The sequence below is a fragment of the Mycobacterium sp. GA-1841 genome, from assembly GCF_001954135.1.
In the GTDB taxonomy this organism is placed as follows: domain Bacteria; phylum Actinomycetota; class Actinomycetes; order Mycobacteriales; family Mycobacteriaceae; genus Mycobacterium.
Genome location: NZ_MBEQ01000015.1, coordinates 123,324 through 137,427, shown reverse-complemented (window position 1 = coordinate 137,427; position 14,104 = coordinate 123,324). Strand labels below are relative to the sequence as shown.

The window sequence follows — 14,104 nt, the reverse complement described above, 5'->3', positions numbered from 1 at the left end:
CACCCGGTGACGCACGCCCGAAAGGTGTTGCGTGAGCAGAACTCAGAGCAGGAGGCGCCGCAACTCGGCACGTCCGTCCTCGTCGAGGGGCAGCAACGGCAACCGCGGCACTCCGACACCCTGGCCTAGTAACTCGAGTCCACCCTTGACGGTGGTGGGCAGGCCGCCGGCCACGATGAACTCCAACAGCGGACGCAAGTCCTCGTAGAGTTCCTCGGCCCGCGCCGCGTCCCCCGCCCGAACGGCGTCGTAGAGGTCCAGGCACGGCTGCGGACGCAGGTTCGGTGCCGCGGTGCACCATCCCTTCGCACCGGCATTGAATGCCTTGAGCGCCAACGGGTTATTTCCGTTGTAGAAAGGCAGTTGCCCACCGCTGAGCTCAGCTATCCGCAGCATCCGGGACAGATCGCCGGTGGATTCCTTGACCATGGTCACGTTCTCGACGTCGGTGAACATCTGCACCAACAACTCCGGGCGCATGTCGATGCCGCTAGTGGCCGGGTTGTTGTACACCATGATCGGAATGCCGATTGCGGCGCCGATCGCCGCGTAATGCTGGGCGATCTCCCGCTCGGACAGCTTCCAGTACGAGATCGGCAGCACCATCACGGCGTCCGCTCCGGCCCGCTCGGCATACTGTGCGCGACGAATCGTATTGGCGGTGGTCAGGTCTGAGGCGCCGATGATGACGGGTACCCGGCCATCGACCACTTCGATCGTGGTGTCGATGACGGCGTCGAACTCGGCCTCGCTGAGATAGGCCGACTCACCGGTGCTGCCCAACGGGACGATCCCGTGTGCTCCATCGGTGACCAACCGGTCGACCAGGGCGGCGAGCTTGGCCGTGTCGATCTGATGATCGTCGGTGAAAGGCGTCACCGGGTAGGCGAGGATGCCGTGGATCTCACTGCTGGCGGTCATGTTTGATGTCCTTCGTCGGGCGGTGGTGGTGAGTGTGCAGGCTCAACTGGTCAACGCGTCGGGATGGTTGCGCAGGGCGCGCCGGGCGTAGTAGGCGAAGTTGGCCTGGCTGCGTTTGGGCCGCAGCGTCCAGTCGTGGGCCTCGCGGGCCAGGCGCGGCGGCAGTTCGGCGATGGTGCCCGCGGCCATGGCGGCCAGCTGCAGTTTGGCGGCGCGTTCGATCAGCATGGCCAGTGAACACGACTCTTCGATGCTGGCTCCGGCGATGACATGGCCATGGTGAGCCAACAGAATGGCCTTCTTGTCCCCCAATGCCGCACTGATGATCTCGCCCTCTTCGTTGCCAACCGGAACTCCGGGCCAATCGGCCAGAAACGCGCAATCGTCGTAGAGCGGCGCGATGTCCATCTGTGACACCTGCAACGGAATTTCCAGCATCGACAGCGCGGCGACGTGGAACGGATGGGTGTGCACAATGCACTGCACGTCGGGACGGGCGCGGTAGATCCAGGTGTGGAAGCGGTTGGCCGGGTTGGCCATTCCCCCACCTTCGACAACGTTGAGATCCTCGTCGACGAGCAGCAGGTTGTCCTCGGTGATCTCGTCAAAACCCAGCCCCAGTTGTTGGGTGTAGTACGTCCCGGGCTTGTCGGCTCGCGCGGTGATCTGACCGGCCAGACCCGAGTCATGGCCCGCGTCGAACAGCGCCCGGCACGTCAAGGCCAGCTTCTGCCGAGTCGTCAGGGTGGACTCCTCGATATGGGTGGACAGCCCGTCGAGGGCCCGCTGCATCAAGATCTGCTTCGAATCACCGAGCGTGGTCGACATCTGCGCAACCTTTCCGCGGGAAGGGGGACACAAATCAGACTGTAGGACACCTTGTGTCCTGACGTCAACGGTGCGCCCCGGGGAACGCCTGGCCGATCCAGTTGGGCGCGCCGGCGCACAGATCATCGCGTTTGTCGGAGTTCTTCTCACCGACGGGGTGTCGCAGGCGCCCGTCGGCAGCGGTTACCTAAATGCCGGAACGCCGGTCGGCGCGGTTACGGCCGTACTCGGTGTAGGTGATCACCAGCACCTCGCTCGGGACGCTTCCCCGCTGACGAAGCTGGTGAGGTGACGACGCGTCGAAATACGCGCAATCGCCGGGCTCGAGGGTGACCAGATCGTCTTGATAACGCAACTCGACGGTGCCCGCGTGGACGAACACCAACTCCTGCCCGGCATGTTCCGGGTGCGGATGTGCGGCGAATTTCAGGGTTGGTCGCACGATGAACGGTGACATCGACTTTCCGAGCATCCCTGCGGCCACCGCCTGGTACCGGCTGGCGGCCCGATCCCCGGCGCGGTCGACGGCCAACGTCGTCACCGCGGGATCTTCGGAGAACAATTGTGCAACATCGACTTCCAGCGCGCGGGCCACCTTCATCGCGACCGCGATCGACGGGGTGGAGCGCTGCCGTTCGACCTTGGACAGATAGCTCTTGGTCAACCCGGTCGCTTCGGCGAGCTCCTCAAGGGTCATGCCTCGCTGTTGACGCACAGCACGCAACAGAGCGCTCATGCCACCTCCTGCCCACAGCTGCCGAAGCACACTCTGGCATCGTCCCATAGGACAACGCGTGTCATATCGTCGACATTCCGGTTGCCGGATCAGTCACCCGCGGCAGTGACCAACGCCCACAGACCGCTCGCGCCCGCTCCGGTGGCGTACCCGGTGAGAACCTCGTCCCAGTGCGCCACCGAACCGTACTCCGAGCGCCACGCCAGCGCAGGCATGGTGAACTCGTGCAGCCGGTGCTCGCGCGTCGTACCGATCGCGCCATGCACCTGGTGGGCATTGCGCACCACGACCGAGGCCGCATGGCCGACACATGAACGCGCAACCGCGACAAGGAAATCCAATTCTGGTGCGGACCAGTCCGATCGAATCGCCTCAGCCACGGCGCCATCGGTGGCCGCCCGGGCCAGTGCCGACTCGGCGGCAATGTCGGCCACCAGGTGCTGCACGGCCTGGAATTTCGCCAACGGCCGGCCGAACTGCAGGCGTTCACGGGCGTGGACCACGGACAAATCCAGGATCCGGTCCAGCACCGCGCACACCTGAACGGCCCGGACCAGCGCGGCGCGGCGACTGAACTGCTCGAAGGTCTTGTCGGGCACTGGAGTTCCGGTCAAATCCGCGATGTTCGCGGCGATCGCGTCACGAGGCTCACCCGCGCTGTTGTGCCCTCGGCTGACCGACAGCAAGGAGGTATCCACATCGGCCACCCGGTAGCCGGTGGCATCGCGCCACAGCAGCACCACCCGATCGGCATCCGCCGCCCACGGCACACGACGAGCGGCACCGTCATCATCGAGCACACAGGCGGTACGCCGCGAATCGTCGACCGTCAACCCGGCCGTCTCCAGCAGCCAGCAGGCCAACAGATCATGTTCGGCCAGCGGCACTTTCACGCCGTGTCCGGCCGCCGCGCGCAACAGCTCGACGGCTTCGGCCCAGCCGGCGCCACTGCCGCCTGATTCCTCGGAGCCGGTCAGCCGGACCAGCCCGAGCTCACGCAGGCTGGCCCACAACTCGTCGACGGCGTCACCCGGCTGATGACGCTCGCGATGCGCAGCGAAGACCGCCGACATCATCTCGACAAGATCGGCGTCGACAGCGGTAACGGCATCCATCAGCGCAACCCCAGTCCCCGCGCAACCACCCCACGCAACACCTCATTGGTGCCACCACGCAGCGTGAACCCCGGACGCTGGGCGACAGCATCGGCCAACATCGCGCGGTACGCGTCGTCATCGGTCTCACCGAGTACGTCAGCGAAATCAGCGATATCGCCTTCGGTGGCCGTGCCGAGCACCTTGACCACCGCGGCCGCGGTATCGGCCGGTTGGTGCTGCTGAAGCGCACCGGCGACCGCCATCGACATCTGCCGCAAACCACTGATCCGGCCCAGATAGCGCCCCAGATCGGTGTGGCGCGGCAGGGTTCCGTCCCGCATGTGCGAGGCCATGTCGGCCAGCAGCGGGAACGTCGACAGGAACCGCTCGGGCCCGCTGCGCTCGAAGGCGAGTTCCGAGGTCACCTGCTCCCAGCCGTTGCCGATGGTGCCGAACACCATGGCCTCGGGCACGAACACCTCGTCGAGAATCACCTCGTTGAAGTGGTGCTTGCCGTTCATGGAGATGATGGGCCGGATATCGACGCCGGGAGCCGACAATTCGACGATGAACTGACTGAGCCCGGCGTGGCGGTGGGCCGGATCCACCGGTGCGGTACGGGCCAAACAGATGAAGGCGTGGGCCAGATGCGCACCCGAGGTCCACACCTTCGTTCCGGTGATCCGCCAGCCACCGTCAGCCGGCACAGCCTTGGTACGCACACTGGCCAGATCGGATCCGGAATCGGGCTCGCTCATCCCGATGCCGAAATAGCACTCACCTTTTGCGATGGCGGGCAGAAACTTTCGTCTCTGCTCCTCGCTGCCGTACTTGAGCAACGAGGGCACGATCTGACGGTCGGCGATCCAATGCGCCCCGACCGGGGCTCCGGCTGCCAGCAGTTCCTCGGTGATGACGAAACGCTCCTCATGACTGCGCCCGTGCCCGCCGTACTTCACCGGCACCGTCATGCCCAACCACCCCCGGGCCGCCAGCGCCCGGCTGAAATCCTCGTCCCACCCGTTCAACCAGCTGTCGGCATACCGGCCGATCCGGCCGTCCTGCTGTTGTTCGGTGACGAACCGGCGAACCTGCAACCGGAGTTCGTCGAAGGCGTGGGGATCACCCGAAACCGGCGGCACCAGCCGAGCCATGCACGCTCCGTCCCATCGAGACCTGTGAAGCACTCACGTAGATGCAGACTATCGGGCATGCCCGAGTGATCAGTTACGTTGTCCTCACTATGACTGCTACACCGTCTGCACTGACCATGTACACCACCACCTGGTGCGGCTACTGCTCCCGGCTCAAGACCGCACTGAAAGCCGAGGGCATCGCGTGGACCGAGGTGGACATCGAGCAGGATCCGGCCGCGGCCGAGTTCGTCGGATCGGTCAACGGTGGTAACCACGTGGTGCCCACTGTGAAGTTCCCCGACGGCTCGACGCTGACCAACCCGACCATCAAGCAGGTCAAGGCCAAGCTCGGCTAGAACGTCCTAGTCCAGCGCGGCCCAGGATTCGATGATCTCGCGGGCGATCGAGATCGATCCGGGCAACAGCAATCGCGATGGGCTGCCGCCGGCTGAGTTCCAGTCACCCTGATCCAGCGCCTCCCGGATCTCGGCCCGGGTGAACCAGTGCGCCTCGGCGATCTCGCCGTCGTTGAACGAGAACGGCTGCTCGGGGTCCCCGATGGCGTGGAACCCGACCATCAGCGACCGCGGGAAAGGCCAGGGCTGGCTGCCGAGGTACTGCACATCGGTCACCGCCAGGCCGATCTCTTCGGCGATCTCCCGGGCCACGCACGCCTCGAACGACTCACCGGCCTCGACGAACCCGGCCAGAATCGAGAACAACCGCTCGGGCCAGACGGTCTGGCGTGCCAGCACCGCGCGGTCATGGCCATCGTGGACCAGACAGATCACCGCCGGATCGATGCGCGGAAACTCCTCGTGGCCGGTGACCGGATCGACCCGCGACCAGCCGCCCTTCGCCGACTTCGTCGCCGCGCCGTCCACCGCGCTGAACCGGGCGCGGTCATGCCAGTTCAACAGCGCGGTGGCGGTGGCCACCAACTGGGCACTGAGGTCGTCGAAGACCTCCCCGGCGCGACGCAGGTCGAGCACCTCGGCAGGCGCCTCCGGATCGTCGGGCGCCTCAAGCGCAGCGCGTACCCCCCACACATGGCGGCCGTCGCCCATCCGCCCGAGAAAAACCGCATGCTCCGGCGGTTTGTCGGTACCCAGGCTCGACGCCTTGCCGAGCACCACCTGACCACCGGAGATCAGCACCTGGTTACGTCGATCGACCCGCAGCAGCAACGCATCCGTCCAACCGGCGGTCGCGGCTTCGATATCGGTACGCAAGGCGTCGGCGCGGTCGGCACCGACCCGTGAGAGCAGTGGAACGTTGCGCAGGCCGAAGGTTCGCTGCTGATTCATCGCTCGGTCGCTGCGCTCCTGCCCGGCGTACGTCATCGCTCGGCATCCGCGCTGCGGATGTACAGCAGCCGGTCGCCCGCTTCCAGTGCATCGACTTCGGGCGCGTCCACCCGCAACAAGCGGCCCTCACGCACCACGCCGAGCACGATGTCATGCAGATGCCGCGGCGAGCCGCCCTCCTCCTTGGGACTGACCTCTCGCTCGGCGATGGCGAAGCCGGCATCGGGCGTCAGCAGGTCCTCCATCATCTCCACCACGCTGGGCGTCTGAGTGGCGATGCCGAGCAGCCGGCCGGCGGTCTCCGACGACACCACGGTGGAGTCCGCGCCGGACTGCTTGAGCAGGTGCAGGTTGTCCGACTCCCGCACCGCCGCGATGATCTTGGCTTTGGGCGCCAGCTCCCGCGCCGTCAACGTCACCAGCACCGCGCTGGCGTCGTTGTCGGCCGCGACGATGATCGACTTGGCGTGCTGGGCCCCGGCCAGGCGTAGGACCGACGAGTTGGTGGCGTCACCGTGCACGGTCACCAACCCCGCACCCTTGGCGCGTTCCAGCGCGCCGGCGTTCTCGTCGACGACGACGATGTCGGCCGGGGAGACCTCGTCGCCGACCATCGCGGCGACCGCGGTGCGGCCCTTGGTGCCGTATCCGACGACGACGGTGTGGTTGCGCACTTTGTTCCTCCATCGCTGAATCTTCAGCGCCTGCCGCGACTGGGTGGTCAGGGTTTCCACGGTGGTACCGATCAGCACGATCAGGAACGCCACCCGCAACGGCGTGATGATGATGACGTTGACCAGACGCGCCGAGTCCGAATACGGCGTGATGTCGCCGTATCCGGTCGTCGACAGCGACACGGTGGCGTAGTACAGGCAATCCAGGAACGACAGCGGATTGTTGGCATCCGGGGCGCTGTCGTTGTCCCGATAGCCGTACCGGTCCATGTAGACGATGAGCACCGCGGCGAACAGCGCTCCCAACGCGTACAGCACCCGCATGAAGATCCTGCGGGCCGGGCTGACGAACGGCTCGGGGATACGCAACACATCGACGAGCGCCGCGTCCGGGCGCGAGGTCAGGTTCGAGTCGATCGCGGCGAGGCGACGCCGCAGCCTGCCTTTACCCACGCGACCCCATCACCGAGCAAAGCGCCCCGGGTCGCGCCGGGATCAATCTGATCAGACGCACGCCACAATGTAACCATGACCGCATCCCAGTCTCATCGGATCTCCTCCGCACCTGCCCGACGTATGGCCGCCCTGCTCCTCGGCATGGGCACGCTGCATTTCGTCGCGCCCAAGCCTTTCGACTCGATCATCCCGGCCGAACTGCCCGGCACGCCGCGTTTCTACACCTACGCCTCCGGGGTGGGCGAGCTTGCCACCGGCGCCCTGCTGGCCGCGCCGCGTACCCGGCGGCTGGGTGCGCTGGCGGCCGTCGCGTTGTTCGTCGCGGTGTTTCCGGGCAACGTGAATATGGTCCGGCTCTGGTGGGACAAGCCGTGGCCCATGCGAATCGTCGCGATCGCTCGGCTGCCCCTGCAGATCCCGATGATCACTGGCGCGCTGCGGGTTTACCGCAACTCCTCGCCAAGCGCCTGAGCGGGGTCTGTCGACCGCTCACCGGACGGATCGATGAGCAGCGCCACGAGCTCGTCCTCCCCCGGCAACGAATCCGGGCTGACCGTCTGGCCGGACCGCACATAGTGGAACGCGGCGCGGACCGACTCGGGCGGGCATCCCCGCAACGCCGCCCAGGCCAAGCGGTATACCGCCAGCTGGACGGAGGCCTGCGCCATGGCCTCCGGCGTGGCCGGCGGTTCACCGGTTTTCCAGTCCACGACGGTGGTGGTTCCGTCGTCGTCGGCGAACACCGCATCGATGCGGCCGCGCACGACGGTGGTTCGTGTCGTCCCGATCGCCATGTCGAACGGCACCTCCACCTCGATCGGGGTGCGGGCCGCCCACGGCGACATCACGAATGCGTCCTGCAATTCCGACAGTTCGGCGGCACCGGCACGTCCGCTGTCGCTGTCCACCGCGCCCGGTAGGTCGTCGAGGTCGAACAACCGCTCGGAATGGAAGAACCGCTGCACCCACTCGTGAAATGCGGTGCCCAACAGGGCGTGCGGATCGGGGCGTTGCGGCAGCCGTCGATGCAGACGCTGCAGCGCGGCTTGCCGGTCACGGCTCAACTCCACCAAGGTGCTGACCGACAGTTGCCCGGGCAGTTCCACCGCAGCCTGCTGCGGCATGCGTTCTCGTTCGGCCAGAAGCGCATCGACGTCGGCGGCCCAGCCTTCGCGGTCGACGCCATCGCCGGCACCGTCTGCGTCACCCGCACCGCTGTCGCCGGCTCCGCCGTGATCCGCGCCGGCCAGAGCCTGAGAAACCAGCGCCGCTCCCCGCTCGGCATCGTCCGCCCGGGCCGGCGCCGCCGGCCAGATCGCCTCGACCGCCTTGTCGCGCAGAGGATTCACCGCACCAGCCGCCGGGTCCGGTGCCCATTGCTCGATCTCGCCGCACGGCTGACCCGCCGCGGCGGCATCCTCCACGATGGCCTTGATCTCGGTAAGGAACTCCGACGGACCGCGCGGCTTGCCTTCGGTGGCCCCCCAGTGATGCCCCGAGATGAGCAGGGTGTCCTCGGACCGGGTGATCGCGACGTAGAGCAACCGGCGTTCCTCGTCGATACGCCGCTGCTCGAGGGTACGTTTGTGCTCATTGATCTTGTCCGACAGAATTTTTCGATCGTTGACGTCGGAGACGTCGAGCACCGGGACACCCAGCTCCGATTCGATGGCACGATCACCGCGCAACAGCGGGGGCAGGTCCGAGGAGTCGGTGAGCCAGGTACGCGCTGACGCCGTCGACGGGAACACCCGCCCGCTCAGGTGCGGGACGGCGACCACCTGCCATTCCAATCCCTTGGCGGCGTGCACGGTGAGGATCTGCACCCGGTCGTGTGACACGGTCAATTCAGCGGGTGCCAGACCGTTCTCCACATCGCCGGCCACGTCCAGGTAGGCCAGCAACGCCAGCACCGACCCGCCTGGCCGGCTTGCGAAATCGGCCACCAGGTCACAGAACGTGTCGAGGTTCTCGGTCCCGGTCCAGCCGGCGGCCACCGGCCGGGCCGCCCGTGCCTCCGCGTCGAGACCTGCCACCCGCCGCACCTCGGCCACCAACTCGGGCAGCGGATGGCTCAAATGGGCCCGCAGCATGGTCAACTCCCGCCCGAGCGCCTCGATCCGCTGATAGCCGGACAGTGAATAGTGTTCGGCCGCACCAGGATCGCAGATCGCGTCGGCCAGGCAGGCCGCGTCGGCATCCGGGGCTGCCTGCGCCACGATCTCGGCGGCGCTGGGTTCGCCGAGCGGACGGTCGTCGAGTTCCCTCGCCCGACGCCACAGCGCGGCGATGTCCCTGGCACCCAACCGCCAGCGCGGCCCGGTCAACACACGCATCACCGCCGAGCCCGCGGCCGGATCGGCCACCAGTCGCAGCATCGCCACCAGGTCGGCCACCTCGGGCACGGCCAGCAGCCCGGCCACCCCCACCACCTCGGCCGGTACCCCACGCGCGCCGAGCGCCTCGGCCATCGGTGCGGCGTCGGCGTTGCGGCGCACCAGCACCGCGGCGGTCGGCGTGGCCGCGCCCTGCGCGACCGCACCGTGATACCGCCTCGCCAGATGGTCTGCCACCCAATCACGTTCGGCCTCGACGTCGTCCAGCAGCGCACACCGGATGGTGCCCGGCTCGGCGTCAGGCCGAGGGCACAGCTCGTGCACCGTCACCGACCGGCGACGCGCCTCGGCCGACACCGCGTTGGCTAGATGCAGCGCAGTGGGCGGGTTGCGCCAACTGGTCCGCAATTCCAGCGTCGGGGCCGGGGTTCCGTCGGCGAACGGAAAATCCGTGGTGAACCGGGGCAGGTTGGTCGCCGATGCGCCACGCCAGCCGTAGATCGACTGGATCGGATCGCCCACCGCGGTCAGCGCCAGACCGTCGTCGACACCACCGCCGAACAGCGAGGACAACGCCACCCGCTGGGCATGTCCGGTGTCCTGGTACTCATCGAGAAGCACCACCCGGAACCGCTCCCGCAGCTGCGCACCGACCTGGGGGAAACCCGCCGCCAGCCGTGCCGCCGCCGACATCTGCATACCGAAATCCATCACCTTGTCGGCCCGCATGCGTCGATGAAGCGCATCGATCAACGGCACCAGCTCGGTGCGTTCGGTTTGGGTGGCCAGCATTTTCAGCAGCCACTGGCTGGGCCCACGGTCACGTTGATAGGGCCCAGCCGGCAGGGTGTGCACCAGCCGCTCGAGCTCCACATGGGTATCGCGCAGCTGATCGGTGTCCACCAGGTGCTCGGCCAGCGCGCCGGAGAGCCGCAGCACCATGTCGGTGACGGCGGCGGGGGTCTTTTCGATGGCGAGCTCACCGGGATGCGCACACACCACCTCGAACGCCAGCTGCCACAGCTCGGTCTCGCTGAGCAGCCGGGTGTCCGGTTCGACCGGTAACAGCAGACCGTGCTCGCGTAGCAGAGTGCCGGCGAATGCGTGATAGGTGCTGACGGTGGCGATGTCGTCGGCGCCACCGGCGGACAGGCCGACCCCGGCGAGCCGGGCCAGCCTGGTGCGGACCCGACGCAGCAGCTGGCCGGCGGCCTTGCGGGTGAACGTCAGGCCCAGCACCTGTGATGGTGAGGCGAAACCGTTGGCCACCAACCAGACCACCCGGGCCGCCATCGTCTCGGTCTTGCCGGCGCCGGCCCCGGCGATCACCACCAGCGGCCCCGGCGGGGCGGCGATGACGGCGGCCTGCTCCTCGGTCGGTGGGAACAACCCGAGCGCAGCGGACAACTCCGCCGGGCTGTACCGCACACCGGACTGCCGGGATTCCGTCATGACCGTTCTCCGGCAGCCTGGGCCGGGCACGACGAGCGGACCGGGCAGTTCGCGCAACCGTCGTTGACCCGCGCCACGAACTGCGGCCCAGCCGTGGCGGCTGCCGCGTCGCGCACGGTGTCGATCCAGTCCGCACGGGTCTCGGGCGTCATCGGGTCCTGTTCACGTTCGGTGGCGCCGGCCGCGCCCGCCTTGCCCAGGTATACCAAGCGGCCGCCACCGGGCTGATCGCCGTGCGGCACCAGGCCGGCGGCCACGGCAAGTTGGTACGTGGCCAACTGGGCGTGCTTTTGCGCGTCATCCTTGGTGACCGGGCTCTTGCCGGTCTTCAAGTCGACCACCACCAGCCGATCAGCCCGGTCGCGTTCGAGGCGGTCCAACCGTCCCCGGATGCGCACGCCCAGGCCGTCACCACCCGACGCGACGAGCGCGCCGTCCACATCGATCTCGGTGGCGACCTCGGTCAGTTGGGTCCGGGAGTCCGCACGCCACCGGGTGAAGGTCTCCAACATCGCCCGGTGCCTCGTCAACTCGTTGTCCGAATACCACTTGGCGTCGAAAGGCAGTTCATCCCAGACCTTTTCCAGATCGTTGACGAGCTGACTCTCGGTCTTGCCCGAGTCGGCGACAAGGGCATGCAGCAACGATCCCACGGTGGAACGCACATCGCGTCCGTCATTGCCGCCGTGCCGCTCCAACAGCCAGCGCAGCGGACAGTCGGTGAGCATCTGCAGCGTCGACGGCGACAGGACCACCTCCGGAGCCACTCCGTCGACCTCCGCCCACAGCGGTTCCTCGGTGGACAGCGCGGTCATGGTATGCCACTGGGACGGGTGCGCCCCGGGCACGCCGGCTGCGGCCAGGCGGGCCAATTGCGTTGCCGCACAGGTCCGTGACTCGTCGTCGACGGCGCCCTCGGGGGCACAGACCACGGCTCGCAACCGGCCCACGACCGCAGAGGGTACGAGCACCCGCGGCGCCGCCAGCGGCGGCAGCGGTACGGCGTCCCCGGCCACCTCGGCCAACTCGGCACAGAACGCCGACGGCAGCAGTGACTCGTCACCCCCGTCACTGTCGACCGCGGTCACCAGCAGCCGCCGGCGGGCCCGACCCATCGCCGCCATCAACAAGCGGCGCTCCTCGGCCAGCAGCGGCGCCCGGGTCGACACGCCGCGGTCGGCCGGACCGGCCACCCCGTCGAGGACATCCACCAGATTCTGCGTACCCAACACACCGCCGCGCGGAACGGTGTTGGGCCACAGGCCTTCCTGGACACCGGCGATGACGACGAAATCCCATTCCCGCCCGAGCGCGGCATGTGCGCTCAGCACCGACACCGCATCGGACCGGGCGCCGGAGTCCGGTGCCGAAAGCGAGGATCCCAAGGTGGCGACGTGATCGACCAGTCCGCGCAGCGACGCGCCGGCCGTGCGGCTCACGTACTGATCGGCCACGTCGAACAGGGCCGTCACCGCGTCCAGGTCTCGGTCGGCCTGTGCTCCGAGGGTGCCGCCACGCTCACTGGCCGCCAACCACCGCGGTTGCAGGCGGCAGGCATTCCACGCTTGCCACAGAGTGTGGCGTGGATCGGCACCGTCACGCTCGCTCCGGCGGGCCGCAGACAGCACCGATCGCAGCCGGCGGAGGGGCTTGACGTGTTCGGCCGACAGGCCAGCGGGCTCGGCGTCGATCGCGGCGACCAGAAGATCGGCGAAATCCGCCGGCGGCGAGGAGCCGTCGGCGCGGCGCAGGGCCCGGCGCAGTTGCCGCAGCGTCACCGGATCGACACGGCCGATCGGGCCGGTCAGCAGACGAATGGCGCTGTCGCCATCCAGTTTTCGCGCCGAGGTGACCTCCAGAACCGTCAGCAGTGCCGCGACCGCCGGCTGCTGAGCCAAGCCGAGGTCGGTGCCAGGCGCCTCCACCGGCACCCCGGCCGCGCTCAGCGCGCGGGCCAGCGCGGCACCCACCCGCGGGATCGAGCGCACCACCACTGCCATCTGCGACCACGGCACCCCATCCACCAGGTGGGCACGGCGCAACGCGTCGGCGATGTAGGTGTTCTCCGCGTGCGCAGTGGCGGCCAACCGCATCGTGACCTCTCCCGGCCCGTGCTCGGCGTTGCCGTCCAGCACTCGGGTGGCCCCGACACCGGGCAGCCGACGAGCGATGCTCGAGATCGCGGTGGCGACCGCGGGAGCACAGCGATGGGACCGGGTCAGGGTGATCGCCGGGGCATAGTCGTCGTCCCGCAACAACACCGGATCGGCACCGCGGTAACCGAAAACCACTTGATCAGGGTCCCCGGCGATGACGGTCAGGCCGGCCCGGGCGGCCAGTACCCGCACCAACAGGGCGGCCTGCGGATCGAGATGCTGCGCGTCGTCGACCAGGAGCAGGCTGATCCGGGCTCGCTCGGCCGCCAGCAGGTCGGCGTCGGTGCCGAGCGCCTCCAACGCCGCGCCCACCAGTTCGGCCGCGCCCAGCGCCGGGACAGTGGCCTGCGGTGCGGCCATGCCGACCGCCGCCCGCAACAACATGATCTGCTCATAGGCCTGGGCAAACCGGCCCGCCGCCAGCCATTCCGGACGGCCGGCCGAACGGCCCAACCGTTGCAGCGCACGCGGATCCACCCCACGCTCGGTGCACCGGGCCATCAGATCGCGCAACTCGGTGGCAAAACCGGCGGTGCTCAACGCGGGCCACAGTTGCTCGGGCCAGCCCACCGGCGAGTTCGCGCCGTCCTCCAGATCACCGGCCAGCAGTTCACGGATGATGCCGTCCTGCTCGGCGGTGGTGATCAGCCGCGGCGGCGGGTCACCGTTGCGCTGAGCGGCCAGGCGCAGCAACGCGAACGCGTAGGAGTGCACCGTGCGCACCAGTGGTTCGCGCACCACGCCCTGCGTGCCGGCCCCCAGCAGCTTCGCGGTGATGGCGGCCCTGGCCTCACCGCGCAACCGGGCCGAACCGGTCAGCAACAGCACCGACTCGGGATCGGTTCCGGCCGCGATGTGTTCGACCGCGGTGCTGATCAACAGCGAGCTCTTCCCCGTGCCCGCCCCACCCAACACCCGGACCACACCGTTGCGTCCAGGCGCCAGCAGCTCGGTGTCAGCCGGTGCCGATGCGAGGTGGTGTGTGGTCATGGGAGGAATGACACC

At 68.1% G+C, this 14,104-nt stretch carries 11 protein-coding genes; 2 read left to right on the top strand and 9 right to left on the bottom strand.

Translation table 11 applies throughout. The features are described from left to right. Positions 1–42: 42 nt before the first annotated feature. The 5 genes from A5740_RS04160 to A5740_RS04140 all read right to left on the bottom strand — a co-directional run bounded on the left by A5740_RS04160 (position 43) and on the right by A5740_RS04140 (position 4,736). Complete coding sequence (locus A5740_RS04160) at positions 43–921, bottom strand: dihydrodipicolinate synthase family protein (RefSeq protein WP_076191709.1); 879 nt, start codon at positions 919–921, stop codon at positions 43–45. Between the two features lie 42 nt (positions 922–963). Further along, complete coding sequence (locus A5740_RS04155) at positions 964–1,749, bottom strand: aldolase (protein WP_076191708.1); 786 nt, start codon at positions 1,747–1,749, stop codon at positions 964–966. A gap of 187 nt (positions 1,750–1,936) precedes the next feature. After that, a complete protein-coding gene (locus A5740_RS04150) occupies positions 1,937–2,485 on the bottom strand; it encodes a helix-turn-helix domain-containing protein (RefSeq protein WP_076191706.1) in 549 nt (182 codons plus the stop codon). 89 nt (positions 2,486–2,574) lie between these two features. Further along, positions 2,575–3,600: an acyl-CoA dehydrogenase family protein gene (locus tag A5740_RS04145; RefSeq protein WP_076191705.1), complete on the bottom strand. Its 1,026-nt coding sequence runs from the start codon at positions 3,598–3,600 to the stop codon at positions 2,575–2,577. Then, a complete protein-coding gene (locus tag A5740_RS04140; RefSeq protein ID WP_076191703.1) occupies positions 3,600–4,736 on the bottom strand; it encodes an acyl-CoA dehydrogenase family protein in 1,137 nt (378 codons plus the stop codon). The genes A5740_RS04145 and A5740_RS04140 overlap by 1 nt, the downstream gene beginning before the upstream one ends. Positions 4,737–4,825: 89 nt before the next feature. On the opposite strand from A5740_RS04140, the gene mrx1 reads away from it, so the two are divergent. Beyond that, on the top strand, positions 4,826–5,074 hold the full coding sequence (gene mrx1, locus A5740_RS04135) for a mycoredoxin Mrx1 (RefSeq protein ID WP_067777000.1): 249 nt from the start codon (positions 4,826–4,828) through the stop codon (positions 5,072–5,074). A gap of 6 nt (positions 5,075–5,080) precedes the next feature. On the opposite strand, the gene nudC is transcribed toward mrx1, so the two are convergent. Together nudC and A5740_RS04125 are read right to left on the bottom strand one after the other, a co-directional pair. Then, on the bottom strand, positions 5,081–6,025 hold the full coding sequence (gene nudC / locus A5740_RS04130; protein ID WP_076191799.1) for an NAD(+) diphosphatase: 945 nt from the start codon (positions 6,023–6,025) through the stop codon (positions 5,081–5,083). A gap of 32 nt (positions 6,026–6,057) precedes the next feature. Continuing rightward, positions 6,058–7,152 (bottom strand): TrkA family potassium uptake protein, encoded by a 1,095-nt coding sequence (locus A5740_RS04125; protein WP_067776949.1) that lies wholly within the window; start codon positions 7,150–7,152, stop codon positions 6,058–6,060. A 75-nt stretch (positions 7,153–7,227) separates the two neighbouring features. Here A5740_RS04125 and A5740_RS04120 point away from each other — a divergent pair, with 75 nt between their 5' ends. After that, positions 7,228–7,626 carry a hypothetical protein gene (locus tag A5740_RS04120; RefSeq protein WP_076191701.1) on the top strand — a complete coding sequence of 133 codons (399 nt, stop codon included), beginning with the start codon at positions 7,228–7,230 and terminating at the stop codon, positions 7,624–7,626. On the opposite strand, the gene A5740_RS04115 is transcribed toward A5740_RS04120, so the two are convergent. Both A5740_RS04115 and A5740_RS04110 read right to left on the bottom strand, forming a co-directional pair. Then, positions 7,599–10,943, bottom strand: coding sequence for an ATP-dependent DNA helicase (locus tag A5740_RS04115; RefSeq protein ID WP_076191699.1), 3,345 nt, complete (start codon positions 10,941–10,943; stop codon positions 7,599–7,601). The two genes, A5740_RS04120 and A5740_RS04115, sit on opposite strands and share 28 nt — an antisense overlap. Then, entirely contained in the window at positions 10,940–14,089 is a 3,150-nt protein-coding gene (locus tag A5740_RS04110) for an ATP-dependent DNA helicase (RefSeq protein WP_076191698.1), read from the bottom strand. Before A5740_RS04110 ends, A5740_RS04115 begins: the two co-directional genes overlap by 4 nt. Between the last annotated feature and the right edge of the window lie 15 nt (positions 14,090–14,104).